This window comes from Flavihumibacter sp., assembly GCF_036676075.1.
In the GTDB taxonomy this organism is placed as follows: Bacteria; Bacteroidota; Bacteroidia; order Chitinophagales; family Chitinophagaceae; genus Flavihumibacter.
Window position 1 is genome coordinate 1 of the sequence record NZ_JAKFDQ010000006.1, and the last position, 18,855, is coordinate 18,855.

Consider the following 18,855-nt stretch of genomic DNA (forward strand, 5'->3'; position numbering starts at 1 on the left):
CCGAGTACAGTGCGGCGGGCACCTATGAGGTGACGCTGACCTCGACCTCCGGCTGTGATAGTGTAGCGACGCTGATCCTGACGGTGAATGACGTAAGCATTAGTGTACTTGCACCAGAAATTTCATGTACTTCTAACACGGGCACTATCACCATTACTGCTGAGGGAGGATCCACACCTTATGAATACAGTATTAATGGTGGCACCAATTATCAATCAAGCAACATATTCACCGACCTTAATGCTGGAAACTATAGTATAATAGTACGTGATGCAATTGGCTGTACTTCAGAAACAACCGTCACCATCACCCAGGAGATCTGCTGCACACTAACTGCTGTGGCTACTGCACCAACTATTGAATGTAATCAGGCCAGTGGCACTATCACTGTTACGGCATCTAATGGTACGGCACCGATCCAGTACAGCATTAATGGCGGCACCAATTACCAGTCAAGCAATATATTCAACAACCTCGCGGCTGGTTCTTATACCATCACCGTGAGAGATGCCAATGATTGTATCGTTACCACGGATGTAACTATTGCGCAGCAGCTGGCACCAACCCTGGTGATCACGAATCCGCCAGCAGTTTGTGCTCCTGCCACTGTTGATATAACAACGTCGGCCATCACAGCTGGCAGTGATCCAAACCTCACATTGAGCTACTGGACCAATGCCAGCGCAACAACAAGTCTGCCGAATCCTACTGCCGTTTCAGCTGGAACCTATTATATCAAAGCAACTGCTGCTAATGGTTGTGAAACAATTGCAGCGGTTATAGTTTCCATTACCGATCAGCCGAACCTTGTGATCAATGATCCGGCAATCTGTGCTCCGAATACGGTTGACCTTACTGCTGCGGCAATCACTGCAGGCAGTGAGCCTAACCTGACCTTAAGCTACTGGACTGACGCCGATGCAACACAAACTCTGGCAAATGCGAATGCCATAGCGGTGCCGGGAACTTATTATATTAAAGCTGTTTCAGGTGCGGGATGTGAGATTGTTCTGCCGGTTAACGTTACCATCAATGCCCAGCCAAACCTGGTGATCACTGATCCACCTGCTGTTTGTCCCCCATTGAATGTGAACCTCACCGCTGCAGCAATCACCGCTGGAAGCGATGCCGGACTTACATTCACATACTGGCGCGATGCTGCAGCATCACAGCCGCTGAACAATGCGAACAGCATTAATGCGGCCGGTACTTATTATATAAAGGCGACCAATGCAAATGGTTGTGAAATCATTCAGCCTGTTACGGTATCGGTACTCCAGGGTGCAACATTGCGCACCACCGATCCGGCACCAGTATGTAGTCCGGCAACTGTTGATATAACCTCACCAGCCATCACAGCGGGAAGCGATCCTAACCTGGAACTTACTTACTGGCTCAATGAGAATGCAACCGACGCTCTCAACAACCCACGCGCGATAGGTCGTACGGGTACTTACTTTATTCGCGCCCTTAATGCTGATGGTTGTCAAGATATACAACCGGTACGTGTGGTCATCAACCCATTACCAACCATCACCATTGAAGGACCTGATTCTCTCTGTCTGGGTCTGAACACTGACCTGATAGTTCGTTTCACCGGTCAGGGACCATGGACATTCACTTATACAGATGGCAGCCAGAGCCGAACTATCAATAATGTTGGTGGCAATACCTATCGCCTGAATGTTGGTCCAAGTACCACCACCACTTATACGATCACATCCGTAACTGACCGCAATTGTACCAACGATGTAAGTGGAGAGAATATCAGTCACCAACTCTGGATCACTATCCCGATTGACGGCGTGCGTCTGCCACCTGTATTTACAACAGCAAATACACCTACGCAGCTTCAGGGAAGAAATATTGGTCCTAATTATAACATGTTCAACTGGTCCCCAACTTTGGGATTGAATCGTTACAATATTCTGGATCCAATATTTACTTATGACAAGCGTGTTGAGTATAAGATCGAAATGCGTTCTGAGGCAGGATGCGTAACGGTTGATACCCTGGTGGTACAACCAGTGAATACAACAGAGCCGGGACTGAAACCTGCCATTTATGTGCCAACAGTATGGACACCGAATGGTGATGGTAGAAACGACAGGCTCTTCCCATTCACTATAAATATTATTGAGCTTCGTTGGTTCCGCGTCTTCAACCGCTGGGGTGAACTGGTTTACGAAACATCAACCCTCGGTGCCGGATGGGATGGTATCTATAAAGGCAAGATCCAGCCAATTGATACATATACATGGACCGCTGAAGCCGTGGGTATAAATGGTGAAATATTCAGGCTTACCGGACTAGCCGCATTGATGCGTTAAATTTGAATAATGAGTAAAATGTATAGTATAAACAACAGCATTCAATTCACTCCTCCCGGGGAAGAAGGAGTGATCATGCTGCCCATACATTCATCCTCACTGCATTGCTTAAACGAAAATTTCGGGCAGGTTGCAATTAATAATTATTGCGCAGGTTGGCAATTGAAAAGAAAGCCGTTATCGGTTTTGCTTATTATACTGATTTTATTCATAACAAATGCCCGTGCGCAGGATCCAAGCTTCTCCCAATTCTGGGCATCACCACTTAATATCAATCCCGCGCTTACCGGAAATATCAATGGCGATTGGCGAGTGATCATGAACTTCCGTAGTCAGTGGATCGGTCCCACTGCACCTTATATTACAGGTACCATATCACACGACAGGAAACTATTTGTGGAGACATTACCAGAAGGTCAGCGATTTTCTGTGGGGGGTATGTTTATGTACGACCGAACAATGGGTGGTGTATTGCAGAGTGTGTATGGATCCGGAAATGTTTCTTACAATGTACAGATCGCCGAAGGGTATAATAATAACCATTATCTGGGAGCCGGAGTGGGACTGATCTATGGTCATAAAAGAATGGACTGGACCCGCGTAGTTTTTGGAGAGCAATATAATGGGCGTGGTTTTGATGTAAATCTTCCTACTGGTGAATTCTCTCTTTCAGCAATGAAACCATACTTGTCATCAAGTGCCGGACTTACGTATTCGGTAGGAGGTGACAGGGCTAATTTTGATTTTGGTGTGGCAGGATTCCATCTGAACCAACCAAGACAAACTTTCCTGGAAGATGATAACGAAAGGCTTGCTACACGTTGGGTTGTACATGCAAATTATGAGCGTAACCTGAATAACGGGTTGGTGTTAACAACCAATGGTGTATACCAGCGGCAAACCACCGCCAGCTATTTTTCAGTAGGCGGTGGACTCGGTTATGTGGTTGATGAAGCCAGCAATACAAGTGTTAGTGCAGGCATCTGGTATTGGAGTAAGAATGCCATTGTTCCCTATCTTGGTTTCAGCAAAGGAAAGATGCAATTCGGATTCAGTTCAGATGTTTTGATATCCAAACTCCGTGATTCCCCGGGCAAAAGAAGCACCTGGGAAGTGTCTGTTATTTTCCGAGACATAAAACGGAAGAATAGTGGCATCATTTACTGTCCCCCCTGGAAGTAGGGTTTCAGCTTAAGGTATTAACCGAAGTGTTGACTTTGCTGTTTTTTCGATATCCCCTTTATTCATTAATTGAGGGCGGTATTTTCCCTGAACAAAAAGAGCTGCCTGGTCATCATAATGCGGACTGAAAATATTACCACTTTGTCCGGTGGGTAATATGGATTCAGACGCATCAACATTTGAAAAGTCGAGCAGGATGCGTAGGGCAGGCCCGCTACTGACCTTATATTTTCCTTCACCGTTCATGGTAAAGGCCAGTTTGTTAACCCCTTCACCATTTGCTTCCAGCGGATCAGTTTTTACATTGAAGATAAGGTCAAGTGGTTTTTTCGCACCAAGGGGATGAGGATGTTCTGATAATATGGATTCTTTCCAGAACCATTTTGAGGCATCCCTTCCATACTGATCGCTGAGTTCTTCAAGGGAGATTTCAAGTGCTTTATTAATGATAATAGTGCGGGTTTCTTTTTCCGGAGTATTACTGTTATCCCACCATGGTTGATTCTCTTCCCGAAGCATTTTCGTAAGGCTTTGTTTGAGCAGGAATGTTTCCAGTAAACCTTTAAAAGATGCTTCCCCCAACTCGTCTTCTGTCATGGCTTTCAATACATGATAAACCCATTTATAATAGAGGGTGGGAGCGATATCATTCAATTCATGTGTGCCTTTCCAATTTTTCAATGAATCAAGTGCCGGTTTATATTTCATATAACGGCCAGCATCAACCGCAGCCAATAAATAAGCAGCGTGTTGCGGATGTCTTTCATTTATTGTTTCTGTTTGCAGGTCCTTAATATTTTCCTGCGACCAGTCTGATCTTGCACTAAGTGTTTTACGAATCCTTTCATAGCGATCGCCAGGATAATAGTACCCCGGAAAGAATACCCCATTATTCATTGTGTCGGGTTGGTTGTTAGCACTTATTACAAATCCGGATGAAGGATTGATGCTCATGGGATTGTTCTCAAAGGGATACCAGCCAAAAATATCATCATTGCCTGAAGAGCCGTTGAGCAGGGTTTTGCTGTTAACGTGTGAAGGTCTGATGGGCAGTTTTGCGGCGGCCCACCAGGCAATATTTCCTGTTGAATCTCCATACATAACATTGAGTCCGGGTGCATGAATAAGGCGTGCTGCTGCCTCAACATCCTGCATAGTTTTAGCATGCGATAATTTCCAGGTTGCTTCCAGGGCCTGGGTTGGCTCAAGGAGATAGACCCACCATGAACTCACTGGATTGCTGGTGATTTCTGCGAGTTCAGGCATCACCTCGTTCATGACCGGTCCATGATGTGTTTCGCGAGTTTTGAGGAAAACAGTAGCAGAATCTTTAACGAGAATGGTGTCGATTCTTTCACGAATGGCAATACTGCTGTCGCCGGATAATAGTTTTGTGCTATCAGCCGGATCTGTTTTTTCTTCATAAAGATCCATGTCATCATTGATGAACATGGTGAGTCCATAACTGTGGTGACGTGAATGTCCAACCAAAGCAAAGGGTACACCCGCAAGGTGGTTGCCATAAAAGCTAAAACCGGGATATTCAATATGGGCTTCATACCATACTGAGGGCTGTGAAAAACCGATATGGGTATCGTTGCTGAACAATACTTTTCCGGAAGCGGTACGTGAAGGAGCAATCACCCAGGCATTGCTTCCAAGGAAAGGAGGGACGGGTAAATTCTTTAAAAGTCCGGATACTGTGTTCTCATAATCAGTATGAAAGGTTAGGCGTTCGCTGTCAGTAAAATTTTTCGTGGTTGCTGCTGTCGTATTATAGTTTTTCTGCTTGATGATGCCTGCTGAATTTCCGGTACTGTGGGAGTTATTAATTCCATTGGAAGAATCAGTTAGGATGGAACGGTCAACTTGATTTCTAGAGGGATAATGAACGGGGATTTTAAAATGTTCGGGGGAAGTGTGGATTGACAGAGCATTTAGGTAGGCAGATCCGAGTTGCCTTTCGATCTTAGTGACAAGTGGATCTGTTTTGAGTGCGGATGCAAATGTGAAACTCATATAGCCAACGATAGCATGCATATCATTCAAAGTGAATTCACGTGGTTTAGTACCTAGAAGGGTATATTCCAATGGAAGTTTACCTGCCTTTATAAATGCATTTACACCGGTTATATATGCTTCAACACTTTTACGCATCTGTATCTGTTCGGGCGATAAGGAGCTGTTATTAATTAGCGTCTCCCTATCGGCTATCTGTTCCTTACTTATCCAGGTTTCAGTGCTCCATTTGGCATGTTCTGGGATACCAAGGGTGCGGAAAAATTTATCAATATTGACGAGGCCGGGACCAAGTAATTCGGCAAGTGTACCGGTTCCTACCCGTCGCATCATTTCCATCTGGAAAAGCCTATCCATAGCATGAATATATCCCAGGGCCTGGTAGGCATCTTCGGCAGAGGATGCCTCAATATGAGGTACACCAAAATTGTCGAACCGTACGTCAACGGGTGCAGTAAGTCCGGGTAATTTCAATTCTCCGGAATAGGTTGGAGAATGCTTCTGTTTGATCCAGAAAAATCCGGCACTCAGAAGAATTACCAGGCCAAGCAATACGTAGAGCAGTTTTTTCATGTTCAGCATTGTGGAAGGGAATAGGCAATAGTCAATCGAGACCTGAATTTCAGAAAAAAAATCGGTCAGGTAGTTACAAATATTTTGCAACTACCTGACCGATCAGAAATGGTTCGTTAACTATTAAAATGCTTTCTTCTCTACACTCTGCCAAACCTGGGGTGGCACCGGCTTGTTAAGCAGGTATTTATACATGAAGCTTACAGATTCACGTGTGAGGTGCTCACGTTTAGCGCGAACATTGGCACCGATGCCGTGACGCTCATTTGGATAGACCATCATCTCGAATTGCTTTCCAAGATCCTGCAACCTGTTGATCAGCTGGATACTGTTCTGCATATGAACATTATCATCTGTTGTGCCATGAACAATGCGAAGTGTGCCTTTGAGTTTATCGGCATAGGTCATCACTGCGGTTTTTTTGTAACCATCCGGATTCTCGGCCGGCGTGTCCATAAAACGCTCTGTATAATGGGTGTCATAGAGTGCCCAATCTGTTACCGAGGCATTAGCAATTCCATGTGTGAATACATCCGCTCCATAGGTAAGGGCCATACAGGTAAGGTATCCACCAAAACTACCGCCGGTAATACCCATCTTACTGGCATCAACCCATGGCTGGGTTCCCAACCATTTTGCAGCTGTCATGTAATCCTCAATTTCATATTTACCCAGCTGGCGATGGATAAAGTTCATACCCTTCTTGCCGAAATGTCCACTGCTGCGGTTGTCAATAGCTACCTGTATAATTCCTTCCTGTGCCCACCAGATATCGGTTGCACCCATGCGATAGGTATCATAAACGGTGCCTGCATTAGGTCCACCATAAATATTAACCATCACCGGATATTTCTTCGCGGGATCAAAGCCGATAGGGTAGGTGATCAATACTGGCAGATCAAATAATCCGTCAGCAGATTTCACACGTCTCAGTTCCTTACGAGGAAGTGTATACGCAGAAGCCTCGGGACCTTTTGCGTTTCCGATTTCACGGAGAATCTTTCCTTTCATATCAACAACAACCGTAGTTTGAGGAGTTGTGAGATTGGAATATGTTGTTATGAATGATTTCTTATCGGGCGCAAGCATCATGTTGGTGAAACTATAATCACCGAACGAATGCCTTTGCATATTTTTTCCATCCATACCAACACTGTAGAGGTCGGTGCGGGCACTGTTCTCTTTACGCGCAGAGAAATAAATACGCTTTGCTTTTTCATCAACTTCAAATATGTTACCAACTGTGTAATCGCCTGAAGTAAGTGTAGCAAGGCGCTTACCATTCATATCGTGGAGATAGAGATGACGCCATCCGGTTGCATCACTCTTAAGAATAAATCCTTTTCCTGAAGAAAGAAACTCGAAACGATCTGTATCATCCAGATCGATCCACGTGTCTTGCTTTTCTTCGTAAACAAGGGATTTAGAACCTGTTGCGAGATCAACACCATACACTTTAAGCTGGTCCTGACCGCGGTTCATCCAGCTTACCCAGAGCTGTCCGTTCGGAGCCCAAACCGGGGTGCCGAAATACTGGTCATCCTTCTCATTGAAGTCGGCCCAAACTGTTGTGGGGGTTGCACCTGTAGCAATAGCGCCAATGTTTACGATGCCGATTTTAACGTCAGGGTTTTTATCGCCTGGTTTTGGGTAACGGTTTTTTTCAAGTGATCCATGAACACCGTCAGCAACATAAATAGGAAATACGGGCATACCTTTTTCGTCAAATCGCATATATGCGAGCTGCTTTCCGTCTTTGCTCCACCAGAAAGCTTTGTAGCGACTTGCACGGCCGAGAATTTCTTCATAGTAGATCCATGATGCGTATCCGTTCAGGAGAGAATCATTGCCATCGGAAGTTATTCTCGTTTCTTTTTTTGAGGAGAGTTCAGTGATATAGAGGTTGTTGTCTGTTTTAGTATAGGCGACAAATTTTCCATCAGGAGATGCTGTTAAGTTACGTGCACCTTCAATTTTAATATCGGGTACAATATCTTTAGAAACAGTTTTCCCAGTATATGGAACAGCGTTTCCGGTTTTTACATCAACAGCAAATTGCGCGACACCAGTTTTGTCTTTTCTTGATTCGATGTATTGTTTAGCATCTGCCCATCCCGCAATTGTGGGGAGGGGTTTCATAAGATTTGTAGGCGCAGCTTTGAAGGCCTGTTCCCAGGTCACGGATTTTTGCTGGGCTTGTAAAACTCCAAAGCAAAGCACTGCCCCTGCAAGCATTAAGAAATTTCTCATGTGTGATTATTGTGTTTAGTCAAGATTAGGCCAAATTTATTTAACCTCCTGCATATCCACTAACCGCTTATAAAAACCATTCTGGTGGATAAGCTGTTCATGGTTGCCGCGTTCAACGATCTTTCCCTTCTGTAGTACTATAATCTCATCTGCATGGCGGATGGTACTCAGGCGGTGGGCGATTACAATGCTTGTACGGTGCTGCATCATATTATCAATAGCATCCTGTACAAGGCGCTCACTTTCAGTATCAAGTGAAGAGGTTGCTTCGTCAAGAATAAGTATGGGAGGATTTTTCAGCAAGGCTCGTGCAATGGTAAGTCGCTGCCTTTCGCCACCGCTGAGTTTCCCCCCACGGTCACCTATATTCGTTGAATAACCTTCTTCTTTCTGGGAAATGAAATTGTGTGCATTGGCAACCCTTGCAGCCTGTTCAATTTCTGTGATCGCTGCATCGGGACTTCCCAGTGCTATATTTCCTGCGATAGTATCATTGAATAAGATAGGTTCCTGGGTAACTATACTCAGCTGTTCTCGGATACTATGAACCGTATATTCTTTAATGTTGACCCCATCAATCAGCAGTTCACCTTTGGTGACATCATGAAAGCGTGGCACAAGGTCGGCCAGGGTACTTTTTCCGGATCCGGAAGATCCAACAAGGGCTACTGTTTTCCCTTTTTCTATCACAAGGTTTATATCATCGAGAATAATAGCATCCTCATATGCAAACGACACATTGCGGAATTCTATACTGCGTTCAAAACTTTTCAGCTCTTTAGCGCCGAGAGAATCCTCCACTTTAACCGGTGCAGTAAGGATGGCCTCGATCCGTTCTACGGCTGCGCTTCCCCGTTGTACATTGTAAATTGCATTTGAGAATGACTTAGCTGGATTAATGATCTGGGTAAAGAAAACGATATAGGTGATGAAGCCATCGGCTTCGAGGCCTGCTGAGCCATTGAGTACCAGTCTTCCCCCAAACCATAGAATAGCCGTTAGCACCATTACGCCCAGGAATTCAGACATCGGGGAGGCAAGGTCGCGGCGGAAATTCATCATGTTCCTGATATGGTTCAGGTTCTTGTTAATCCCAAAAAATTTATTGCCGAGTATCTTTTCTGCATTGAATGCTTTGATCACTCTTAATCCACCCAGGGTTTCATCGAGAACGCTTAAGAGGAGTCCCTGCTGTTCCTGGGCGGTGCCGGATTGTTTTTTCAGGGTACGGCTCACGCGTCCGATAATGAAACCGGTAGCAGGTAAAAGCACGAGGAGAAAGAGGGATAAAGTTGGACTTAAAAATATAAGGGATACGAGAATAATGATAATTGTAAGTGGTTCTTTGATAAGCGCTTCCAGAGCTGCCATAACGCTCCATTCCACTTCATTCACATCGTTACTCATCCGGCTGATGATATCTCCCTTACGCTGTTCGGTGAAAAACCCGATGGGTAAAACGAGGATCTTTGAGTAGAGTTCAGCCCTCAGTTTTGTCATCACGTAATTCCGCATGGGTGCCAGTACGCGATAGGCCATATAGAGGAAGAGATTCTTCAGAAATATGGAAATGATAATGGTGATACAGATGGCAGCAAGCGCATAAACGGGACCGTTATCTGAGATCAGGCGGCTTAACTGGAATTTAAGAGCGGTCATGAGTCCGGTGGCCGACCATTCGAAAACTGGCTGTACATCAGTAAGTTTTTCTTTCCCGAAGAGCAGTTGAAGAAATGGGGCCAGCATTGCGAGAGATGCCAATGAGAAAAGAATTGAAAGCAGGTTAAAGATGAAATAAAGGATTATGTTTCCTTTTTTTTCGCCCAGGTATTTAAGGATTCGAGAGAAATTTTTCATTCCTGTTTTGTAATAAGAAGCAGCAAACCTACGCTTTTTCGCCGCAGTGGCGAGTTAGAAGCTGTTAAAGATGGGGGATAATCCATAATTTTACAGCAATCAAAAGAAGCGTCATGCAACAAGAGTCGAAAAGGCAGAAGCAGGTGGCAGGAGAGATTCAGGAAGTATTGAATGGAATTTTTCAACGCCTTGGCCTGACCATGATAGATGGAGGAATGGTATCTATCTCGTCGGTAAAAATGACCCCTGATTTATTGGAATCACGTATCTATATCAGCCTTTTCAAGGTGAATGATAAAAAAGCTGCCATGAAAAAGCTTGAGGACAGGGCCTGGGAAATCAAGCGGGAGCTGGCCCAATCCATCAAACACCAGGTACGGCGCATTCCTGAAATGCAGTTCTATCTTGATGAGACACTAGACCAGGTTGATAAGATGGAGAGCCTTTTCCGTAAAATAAAAGAGGAGGATCAAACATTGCACCAGCCTGAGCAATCGGAAAAGAGCGGAGAAGACGAGCAAGCATAAACCCTAAATACCATCTGTGAATTTTCTTTTCGCCTGGCGTTATTTCAAGAGTAAGAAGTCAACCAATGCCATTAATATCATTGCCTGGGTTAGTGTTTCCGCTGTTATAGTGGGAACGGCTTCTCTTATAGTGGTACTCAGCGTTTTCAACGGTTTTGAAGACCTTGTGAAAAGTTTATATGCCACTTTTTATACTGACCTAAAAGTAACTCCTGTAAAAGGGAAGACCATTCAATTATCGGCGGAACAGCTACGGACCCTCGGTTCTATCCCGGGTGTGAGATCTTACTCTTTGGTGATGGAGGAAAAGGCTTTGCTACAAAATGGGGAAGCCCAGACCATTGTTTACCTGAAGGGAGTTGATTCAGCTTACACACAGGTTACCAGTATGGCGGAGAATGTAAAAGTTGGGGCATATGAGCTGGGGGATGAAAACAAACCATTTGCTGTACTGGGGGTGGGCATTGAAAATGCACTTGCCATTTGGAGTGACCGGGCACTACTGCCGCTGACGGTTTATCTACCCAAAAAGGGTGCAAATCTTAATGTGTCGGACCCAATGCAATCGCTGAGTGCCGATAATCTATATACTTCCGGTGCCTTTGCAGTGCAGCAGGATTTCGACAATAAATACGTGCTGACAAACCTTGCTTTCATGAAGCGAATGCTTAACCTGGGACCTGATGAATATGGTGGTGTTGAGATAGCCTTAAGCGCTGATGGAGAGGAAGAGAAAGTTCAGGAAGATATAACCCGTCTGTTGGGAAAGGAGTATAAAGTATTGACCCGTTACCAGCAGAACCAGGGTCTTTACAGTATAATGCAGCTGGAGAAATGGGTGATTTATGGGGTACTTTCCTTAATACTTGTAGTGGCGGCTTTCACCATGATCGGATCACTTACGATGCTTGTGCTGGAGAAGCAGAAAGATATCCAGGTACTAAAAGCTATGGGTGCATCGGATGGCAGAATTCAATCGATCTTTATATCAGAGGGCTTTCTACTGGCAACAGTGGGTGCTCTTGCAGGAACATTGGTGGCATTTATAATATGCTGGGCACAGGTAACTTTCAAGCTGGTAGAGCTACAGGGCGGAAGTTTTGTAATCGATTATTATCCCGTCAAATTTCTTGCCCGTGATTTTCTTCTTGTGCTTGGAACCGTAGTGGTGGTGGCTTTTCTGGCCAGTTGGTATCCGGCGAAGAAGGCGGCGGGGGAGAGGGTGGAGTTGAGGAGCTGATTTGGAGGGATGGAGAGATGGAGAGATGGAGGGATGGAGGAGGGATGGAGGGATGGAGGGATGGAGAGATGGAGGGATGGAGGAGGGATGGAGGGATGGAGGGATGGAGAGATGGAGGGATGGAGGTGTGGAGGGGTGGAATTAAAAAAGATTATCAGAAGCAATCATACCTGAGATCAACTTGAATGACCTAACTAATTTTTCCTGCATTTCTGTAAGGTCTAAGTCTTTCAAATATCCATTGTCGTTCGCAATATCAAGTATTGCGTCTATTTCCATTACAGATCCTCGAGCGATTTCAAAATAGCGTTTTCGTTCAGTATCAGACTTTCTTGATGCTCCTTCCGCAATATTTAAATATACTGATACGGCCGCCCTCCGAATCTGAGCGGTAATTCCATATTTTTCATGAAGAGGGAATCGGTTAGATAATTCATAACATTCACTTACTAATGATCTGGCATAAGAATACCCAACTAATCTGCGATGATTGAGATTTAAAAACATGACAGATCAAATCTCCATTATTAATCACCGCCTCCATAGGGTGAAATCACCGATATTGGCTGGCTGCTTCCATCCCTCCCTCCATCTCTCCATCCCTCCACTAGTAGTCCCCCAATGTTTCTGCCTGCTGGGCAAGGGCTTTGGCGAGTTGCTCATCATTGGGCGCGATGCCATGCCATTCGTGACTGCCTTCCATGAAATCGATGCCTTTTCCCATTTCTGTTTTCATGAGAATTACAATGGGTTTTCCTTTTCCTGTTAGTGATTTTGCCTCTTCCAGTTTAGCCACAACAGCATCTACGTCATTGCCGTTTTCGAGGACCAACACATGCCAGCCGAATGCTTCAAACTTTTTATCGAGGGCACCCAGGTTCATTACTTTGGAAGTGGGACCATCAATTTGCTGGCCATTCCAGTCGACGGTAGAAATGAGATTATCCACTTTATGGTGGGCGGCAAACATTGCGGCCTCCCAGTTCTGGCCCTCATCGAGTTCGCCATCACCATGGAGGGAGAAAACAGTGGTGCTTGTTTCGCCGTTCAGTTTTTTGCTCAGCGCGGCGCCGATGGCAACGCTCATTCCCTGGCCAAGTGATCCTGATGCGATCCTGATTCCGGGCAGGTGCTCATGCGTTGCGGGGTGCCCCTGAAGACGGCTGTTCAGTTTGCGGAAAGTTGCCAATTCCTTTATATCGAAGTACCCGGCACGTGCCAGGGTGGAGTAATAAACAGGTGATATATGGCCGTTAGAGAGAAAAAAGAGGTCTTCATTGGTGCCATTCATATTGAATGCAGGATCGTGTTTCATTACTTTAAAAAACAGTGCGGTAAAGTATTCCGTACATCCAAGGGAACCGCCGGGATGCCCGCTGGCAACCCCATGAACCATTCTAACGATATCTCTGCGTATTTGCGAGGCAATCTCTTGTAAACTAGCCATATGCCGTTATTTTGTGCGGCAAATCTAACCCATTTACTTCTTTCAGCAAGAGCAGAAACTAAAACAAAACGAAAAACGTTCATATAAATGTGGCTCGATTTTTTATAGTGGTTTGTAGTTAGATGACTATTTTTGCTAATCAACAAACAAGCTTTCATGTTTGATGTAATTCTTGCGTTGACTCTATCCTTTGCAATTTCATTTCTGGCGATACCCGTTATAATAAGGGTTGCCGCCATGAAAAAACTATATGATCTACCCGACGAGCGGAAGGTTCACCAGGCTCCGATACCCGCTTTAGGCGGTTTGGGTATTTTCGCAGGATTCGCATTTTCTACTTTGTTAGTTGCTGATTTCCAGCAAGGACGTGAACTCCAGTATTTTCTTGCCGCTTCCCTTGTTATTTATTACCTCGGACTCAAGGATGATATAATAATTATATCTCCTGTGAAGAAATTTATAGGCCAGGTGCTGGCAGCTTTTATTGTTATTTATTTCGGCAATATCCAGATCGATAGCATGCATGGTTTGCTGGGTATTCATGGACTACCCCAGCTTTTTAGCCTGGTATTTACTTATCTGACAGTTATAGTCATAATCAATTCCTTTAACCTGATTGATGGAGTGGATGGATTGGCGGGAAGCCTTGGATTTCTCTCTTCCAGTGTTTTTGGAATCTACTTTGTAAGTGTGGGATATGTTGCTGAGGCTGTGATGGCATTTTCTATGGCCGGCTCCATATTAGCCTTCCTGATTTTCAATTTCCAGCCAGCCAGGATTTTCATGGGCGATACCGGCTCACTCCTGATCGGGCTGATAAATGCCATATTAGTGATAAGATTCATTACGGTGGCCACTACTCCCGATATAAGTTTACCGATAGCCGCTGCCCCGGCAGTAGGATTCGGAATCCTGATGGTACCCCTGCTCGATACATTAAGGGTATTCGCCATACGCATTTTTCAGCGCCGCTCGCCATTTTCACCCGACAGAAACCATATCCACCATCTTTTTCTGGATAATGGGTTCTCTCACCGCTCCGTTGCCATCATACTCCTGGCCCTGAACGCCATTACGGTTGGATTGGCATTTGCCTTCCATGAGATTGGAAATAACTGGTTGATGGGTCTATTATTTGGTATTTTCTTCACCATTATTGGCGCTATGTATATTGCCCGGCAGCGTCGTCCAAGGCTTTTCGTTACCCAGTCGGCGGAGATGAATGGAAAAATCGGGAAGGCCAAGATCGTTCCCCTTACAGAAGAATCTGTTTTACAACAGAAATAAAGGCATTTCCTTAGTTTTGCCACGATTAATCGTAAACCAATGACAGAAGAGTTATCAATGATCATGGAAGATGCCGCTGATTCCATGAAAAAAGCAATCAGTCACCTTGAGGCAGAATTAGTTAAGATACGTGCCGGAAAGGCTAATCCTCAAATGCTGGATGGTATCGTCGTTGATTATTATGGATCTAATACTCCCATTAGCCAGGTAGCTAATATTATAGCAACCGATGCACGAACTATCACAGTGCAGCCCTGGGAAAGAAATATGCTGCAACCGATCGAAAGAGCCATCATTAATTCAAATATTGGGATCAACCCGCAGAATGATGGGGTAATGATCCGTATGTTCCTTCCTCCCATGACAGAAGAGCGACGCCGGGAACTTGTAAAACGTTGTAACGGAGAAGGAGAACACAGTAAGGTAGCGATCCGCAGCATCCGCAGGGAAGCAATTGAGCATATTAAAAAATTACAGAAGGACGGACTGAGCGAAGATGCCGCCAAAGATGCCGAAGCTGATGTTCAGGAACTTACCGACAAACATATTTCACTTGTTGAGAAACATCTGGCAAGCAAGGAGAAGGAGATCATGGCTGTTTAACTAGCCTGCTTCCCTTATTTACCATCCACACTCCCGAAAGAATCACACCCAGGCAAATCACCTGCAGGAAGCTGATGGTTTCACCATATAGCAATCCCCAGCCAATGGCCACGAAGGGGATACCGTAGGTAACCAGGGAAGAAAACAATGTGCCTGCCCTTTTTACAAGCATATAAAAAAGTATGGATGCGATTGCAGTTCCAAATATTCCCAGCACTGCTGATGCAACAGTGGAAAGAAAAACATTTTCCATAAATAGAGCAAGCTTAAAATAGCCTGTGTACCACAAAATAGCAAGCGAAGGAGGGATCAGGAATGCAAATGCAAATGCAGCAATGGTAACAGAACCCACGCCCTTTAGATGTTTTCCAACCATGTTTACGTTTAGACCATAAAGAATGGTTGCGATAAGTACCAGTGATGCATAGCCGATATCCTGAGTATTTATATGTCCTCCGCTAATGAATAGAAGTACAAGTCCCACGAAACCTATTATTACTCCACTCATCTTTAGAAAATTAACCTCCAGTTGAAAGAAAAGAGCTCCAAGGATGATGGTGAATAGAGGGGTGAGGGCATTAAGTATGCCGGCAAGGGAACTATCGATCCTGGTTTCTGCTATGCAGAACAGGAATGCTGGAAAAAAACTACCGAGCAATCCAGACAAAATGATCAATCCCATCTTTTTCCTAAGTGTAGATTTTTCAACCAGAGATTGTGATATAAGTGAATCTGCCGGGGATTTCTTCGGGGATGATGGTTGTGTGAATTGCCTTATAACTATAGGGAGTAATACTAATCCGGCACTAAGCATTCTGATTGCCGCTACCTGGTAGGCGCTAAGGGCGGTCATCCCGGCCTTCATAAGAATGAATGAACTACCCCATATAATGGAAAGCAAAGAAAATAGCAGCCAGTTCACCAATTTTGAATTTGCATGCATAACTGCTAAATTGATGATATGCACCTGTGTGGAAAAATAAATATTATGTTACTCAGATGAATAAGTAGATTGTTTGGGAATAATATGTAATCCAACAACCACCTAAATTCATTTATTATGGGATTTTTATCAGACTTTAAAACATTTGCCACAAAAGGCAATCTTGTAGATATCGCAATTGGTTTCCTGATGGGTACAGCCTTTACAAAACTCGTAACGGGTTTTACCACTGGGTTAGTATCGCCTATTATCGGCCTGCTCACAGGCGGTAAAGATTTTTCAAAGATGGAATATGTTGTCAAGCCTGCGGTGGTTGATGCGGCCGGAACTGTTGTAACGCCGGCAGTTTCATTTCAATATGGTATGTTCTTTACAACGGTATTGGATTTCATCATCATCGCATTTGTCTGTTATTTGTTTATTAAAGCGATACTTCGCAAAGATCCGAATGCGGCTGCTGGTCCTTCGTCAACTGATGTTTTACTTACGGAGATCCGCGATGAACTGAGAAGGAAATAAATATTTACACTTATATTTGCGCGGGCATTTTGAATATTCAAAATGCCTTTTTTTTAAGACTAAAACTTGTTTATGAAAGCTACCACTACACTGTTTTCGTTGGTATTGGCAAGTGCAATGATCCCAGCCACTGTGATGGCACAGGATGCAGCAGTTTCCGGGATGAAAAAAGCAGCTGAGCGTAAAACCTACGACGATACAACTTACAAGTACAATGAAAAAGGTTGGCGAAAAGGTGGGGCTTTAAGCATAAATCTTGCCCAGGGAAGTAGTTCCAACTGGGCTGCCGGAGCAGAGAAATCTTCTTTCAGTCTGGCGGGTTACACCACGCTGTTTGCAAATAAAAAAAGGGGTGATTTTTTCTGGGATAATACACTCGATCTTGGTTATGCCATGCAAAAAACCAGTTCACAGGGTAGCCGTAAAACGGATGATAAGATCGATTTATACAGTAAGGTTGGAAAACTTATCAGTGAGCATTGGGCTGTAGTAGGCGTATATAATCTTCGCACTCAAATGACCGATGGATATGATTATGACTATCTGAATAAAGGGATACGTAGAAGAGTATCCGGATTGTTTGCCCCTGCTTACATGCTTGTGTCGCCGGGCCTTGAATGGAAGCCTGTTCCTTTTTTCAGCCTGATGCTTTCCCCGATCTCCGCACGTTGGGTGATCGTTAGCAATGATCCATACAGCTACTATTATGAAAACGGCAATATCCCGTTACCAGACGGAGGTGTTGAAACCCCACTGGCAGCATTGTATGGTGTAAATCCAAACAGGAAGGTATCCTTTGAAGCAGGCGCGTATATGTCGGCAAACTTTATAAAGGACATTCTCAAGAATGTGAGCTATAAGAGCCGCCTCGATCTATTCTCCAATTATGTTGGCAAGCGTGACCCCATTACGGACGTTAAACTAAAGGCCCAACCTCAAAATATTGATGTGTTCTGGACCAATTCCATTGTAATGAAGGTGAATAAATTTCTTGCGGTGACCTATAACCTGGATCTTATTTATGATGATGATGTAAAGCAGTTCGGTCCAGAGAATAATTCACCCGGAACACAGATACGCTCCTTATTGGGTGTAGGACTGACAGCTAAGTTTTAACCTGTCTGACATATGTTCGATAGACGTTCGAACATATGTATGGGTAAATAATCCGTAAATTGCCCCCATGGCGGCGCATCAGATATCATACCAGATCAAACTTGATCAGTTTGAAGGTCCTTTCGACCTTTTGTTATTTTTTATTGAACGGGATGAACTTGATATTTATAATATACCTATTACAAAGATCATCAACGATTTCCTTGATTTTATTCATGGACAGGAGAAGTTGAATATTGAACTTTCGAGTGAATTCATACTCTTTGTTTCAACCCTGATGCGGATCAAGGCAAGAATGCTTCTTCCACGCAAGGAAGTAGATGCATCCGGAAACGAGATCGATCCGCGCCAGGAACTGATCGATAAACTCCTGGAATATAAAAAATACAAACAAGCTTCTGCAGAGCTTGCTGAGATGGAAGCTGTTCGGATGCTGATGGTTAAGCGGGGTAATATTAACCGTGAGTTAGGCACTATAGGGGAAGAAGCATCAGAGGGAACAGAGATCCAGCAGATCACGCTTTTCAAATTGATGAAGTCATTTGAAAAGGTGATGCAAAAGGTTTACGACCGGAACAACAAGCCTGTTCATACCGTTGTGCAGTATAACTACACTATGGAGCAGAGCAGGGAAAATGTACTTGTGCGCTGCCGTACGGAGAAAACAATGTCATTTGAGAAATTATTCGATGCATGCGAGAACCGCATTCACGCAATCTTTACTTTCCTGAGTATGCTGGAACTGGTTCAGCAGAAATATATGCGCATTATGACAGGCGAGGGGAGGAATAACTTTATTGTAGAATGGAATGAAGAGCGGGAAGAAGATAATTTTGAGTTTGACTTTGACAGGGAATGAGGTGGAGGGATGGAGAGGTGGAGGGATGGAATGGAGAGATGGAGAGGTGGAGCGATGGAGAAGGCAATAGGCAATAGTGAGTAGGCAATAGTCAATAGATAAA

General features: G+C 44.4%; 16 protein-coding genes. 10 read left to right on the forward strand and 6 right to left on the reverse strand.

All coding sequences use genetic code 11. The annotated features are described in order from the left end of the window. A partial coding sequence (locus V6M43_RS00060) for a T9SS type B sorting domain-containing protein (RefSeq protein WP_332731995.1) occupies window positions 1-2,330 on the forward strand: 2,330 nt, incomplete at its 5' end. Window positions 2,331-2,339: 9 nt separating this feature from the next. Next, the gene (locus V6M43_RS00065; protein WP_332731996.1) at window positions 2,340-3,512 is read left to right on the forward strand and encodes a PorP/SprF family type IX secretion system membrane protein; all 1,173 of its coding nucleotides are present in this window, start codon (window positions 2,340-2,342) and stop codon (window positions 3,510-3,512) included. Window positions 3,513-3,521: 9 nt separating this feature from the next. Here the strand turns inward: V6M43_RS00065 and V6M43_RS00070 are convergent, their stop codons facing one another. From V6M43_RS00070 to V6M43_RS00080, 3 genes are all read right to left on the reverse strand, one after another. After that, complete coding sequence (locus tag V6M43_RS00070; protein ID WP_332731997.1) at window positions 3,522-6,104, reverse strand: penicillin acylase family protein; 2,583 nt, start codon at window positions 6,102-6,104, stop codon at window positions 3,522-3,524. Between the two features lie 123 nt (window positions 6,105-6,227). After that, window positions 6,228-8,354 (reverse strand): S9 family peptidase, encoded by a 2,127-nt coding sequence (locus V6M43_RS00075; RefSeq protein ID WP_332731998.1) that lies wholly within the window; start codon window positions 8,352-8,354, stop codon window positions 6,228-6,230. 36 nt (window positions 8,355-8,390) lie between these two features. Then, entirely contained in the window at window positions 8,391-10,211 is a 1,821-nt protein-coding gene (locus V6M43_RS00080; protein WP_332731999.1) for an ABC transporter ATP-binding protein, read from the reverse strand. A 113-nt stretch (window positions 10,212-10,324) separates the two neighbouring features. Between V6M43_RS00080 and rbfA the strand changes: the two genes are divergently transcribed. The 3 genes from rbfA to V6M43_RS00095 are packed head-to-tail and all read left to right on the forward strand — an operon-like array spanning window position 10,325 to window position 12,123. Continuing rightward, entirely contained in the window at window positions 10,325-10,738 is a 414-nt protein-coding gene (rbfA, locus tag V6M43_RS00085; RefSeq protein WP_332732000.1) for a 30S ribosome-binding factor RbfA, read from the forward strand. Between the two features lie 16 nt (window positions 10,739-10,754). Next, entirely contained in the window at window positions 10,755-11,978 is a 1,224-nt protein-coding gene (locus tag V6M43_RS00090; protein WP_332732002.1) for an FtsX-like permease family protein, read from the forward strand. A gap of 1 nt (window position 11,979) precedes the next feature. Beyond that, window positions 11,980-12,123 carry a hypothetical protein gene (locus V6M43_RS00095; protein ID WP_332732003.1) on the forward strand — a complete coding sequence of 48 codons (144 nt, stop codon included), beginning with the start codon at window positions 11,980-11,982 and terminating at the stop codon, window positions 12,121-12,123. Here the strand turns inward: V6M43_RS00095 and V6M43_RS00100 are convergent. Together V6M43_RS00100 and V6M43_RS00105 are read right to left on the reverse strand one after the other, a co-directional pair. After that, window positions 12,120-12,485: a four helix bundle protein gene (locus V6M43_RS00100; RefSeq protein WP_332732004.1), complete on the reverse strand. Its 366-nt coding sequence runs from the start codon at window positions 12,483-12,485 to the stop codon at window positions 12,120-12,122. The genes V6M43_RS00095 and V6M43_RS00100 overlap by 4 nt on opposite strands. A 100-nt stretch (window positions 12,486-12,585) precedes the next feature. After that, on the reverse strand, window positions 12,586-13,425 hold the full coding sequence (locus V6M43_RS00105; RefSeq protein ID WP_332732005.1) for a transketolase: 840 nt from the start codon (window positions 13,423-13,425) through the stop codon (window positions 12,586-12,588). Window positions 13,426-13,581: 156 nt separating this feature from the next. Between V6M43_RS00105 and V6M43_RS00110 the strand changes: the two genes are divergently transcribed. Both V6M43_RS00110 and frr read left to right on the forward strand, forming a co-directional pair. Then, window positions 13,582-14,712, forward strand: coding sequence for a glycosyltransferase family 4 protein (locus V6M43_RS00110; protein ID WP_332732007.1), 1,131 nt, complete (start codon window positions 13,582-13,584; stop codon window positions 14,710-14,712). Between the two features lie 39 nt (window positions 14,713-14,751). Further along, window positions 14,752-15,315 carry a ribosome recycling factor gene (gene frr / locus V6M43_RS00115; protein ID WP_039135137.1) on the forward strand — a complete coding sequence of 188 codons (564 nt, stop codon included), beginning with the start codon at window positions 14,752-14,754 and terminating at the stop codon, window positions 15,313-15,315. Here frr and V6M43_RS00120 read toward each other — a convergent pair. Beyond that, window positions 15,302-16,258, reverse strand: a complete 957-nt coding sequence (locus V6M43_RS00120) for a DMT family transporter (protein ID WP_332732013.1) — start codon at window positions 16,256-16,258, stop codon at window positions 15,302-15,304. The two genes, frr and V6M43_RS00120, sit on opposite strands and share 14 nt — an antisense overlap. A gap of 117 nt (window positions 16,259-16,375) precedes the next feature. Between V6M43_RS00120 and mscL the strand changes: the two genes are divergently transcribed. The 3 genes from mscL to V6M43_RS00135 all read left to right on the forward strand — a co-directional run bounded on the left by mscL (window position 16,376) and on the right by V6M43_RS00135 (window position 18,752). After that, complete coding sequence (mscL, locus tag V6M43_RS00125; RefSeq protein WP_332732016.1) at window positions 16,376-16,777, forward strand: large conductance mechanosensitive channel protein MscL; 402 nt, start codon at window positions 16,376-16,378, stop codon at window positions 16,775-16,777. 72 nt (window positions 16,778-16,849) lie between these two features. After that, complete coding sequence (locus V6M43_RS00130; protein ID WP_332732018.1) at window positions 16,850-17,893, forward strand: DUF3078 domain-containing protein; 1,044 nt, start codon at window positions 16,850-16,852, stop codon at window positions 17,891-17,893. Between the two features lie 67 nt (window positions 17,894-17,960). Then, window positions 17,961-18,752 carry a segregation and condensation protein A gene (locus V6M43_RS00135; RefSeq protein WP_332732020.1) on the forward strand — a complete coding sequence of 264 codons (792 nt, stop codon included), beginning with the start codon at window positions 17,961-17,963 and terminating at the stop codon, window positions 18,750-18,752. The last annotated feature ends 103 nt before the right edge of the window (window positions 18,753-18,855 follow it).

Bases quoted from the DNA above. Each gene is read 5' to 3' on its own strand.
- rbfA (WP_332732000.1), top strand. From the start codon at position 10,325: ATGCAACAAGAGTCGAAAAGGCAGAAGCAGGTGGCAGGAGAGATTCAG.
- V6M43_RS00080 (WP_332731999.1), bottom strand. From the start codon at position 10,211: ATGAAAAATTTCTCTCGAATCCTTAAATACCTGGGCGAAAAAAAAGGA.
- mscL (WP_332732016.1), top strand. From the start codon at position 16,376: ATGGGATTTTTATCAGACTTTAAAACATTTGCCACAAAAGGCAATCTT.
- V6M43_RS00110 (WP_332732007.1), top strand. From the start codon at position 13,582: ATGTTTGATGTAATTCTTGCGTTGACTCTATCCTTTGCAATTTCATTT.
- V6M43_RS00075 (WP_332731998.1), bottom strand. From the start codon at position 8,354: ATGAGAAATTTCTTAATGCTTGCAGGGGCAGTGCTTTGCTTTGGAGTT.
- frr (WP_039135137.1), top strand. From the start codon at position 14,752: ATGACAGAAGAGTTATCAATGATCATGGAAGATGCCGCTGATTCCATG.
- V6M43_RS00130 (WP_332732018.1), top strand. From the start codon at position 16,850: ATGAAAGCTACCACTACACTGTTTTCGTTGGTATTGGCAAGTGCAATG.
- V6M43_RS00070 (WP_332731997.1), bottom strand. From the start codon at position 6,104: ATGAAAAAACTGCTCTACGTATTGCTTGGCCTGGTAATTCTTCTGAGT.
- V6M43_RS00120 (WP_332732013.1), bottom strand. From the start codon at position 16,258: ATGCATGCAAATTCAAAATTGGTGAACTGGCTGCTATTTTCTTTGCTT.
- V6M43_RS00105 (WP_332732005.1), bottom strand. From the start codon at position 13,425: ATGGCTAGTTTACAAGAGATTGCCTCGCAAATACGCAGAGATATCGTT.
- V6M43_RS00065 (WP_332731996.1), top strand. From the start codon at position 2,340: ATGAGTAAAATGTATAGTATAAACAACAGCATTCAATTCACTCCTCCC.
- V6M43_RS00100 (WP_332732004.1), bottom strand. From the start codon at position 12,485: ATGTTTTTAAATCTCAATCATCGCAGATTAGTTGGGTATTCTTATGCC.
- V6M43_RS00135 (WP_332732020.1), top strand. From the start codon at position 17,961: ATGGCGGCGCATCAGATATCATACCAGATCAAACTTGATCAGTTTGAA.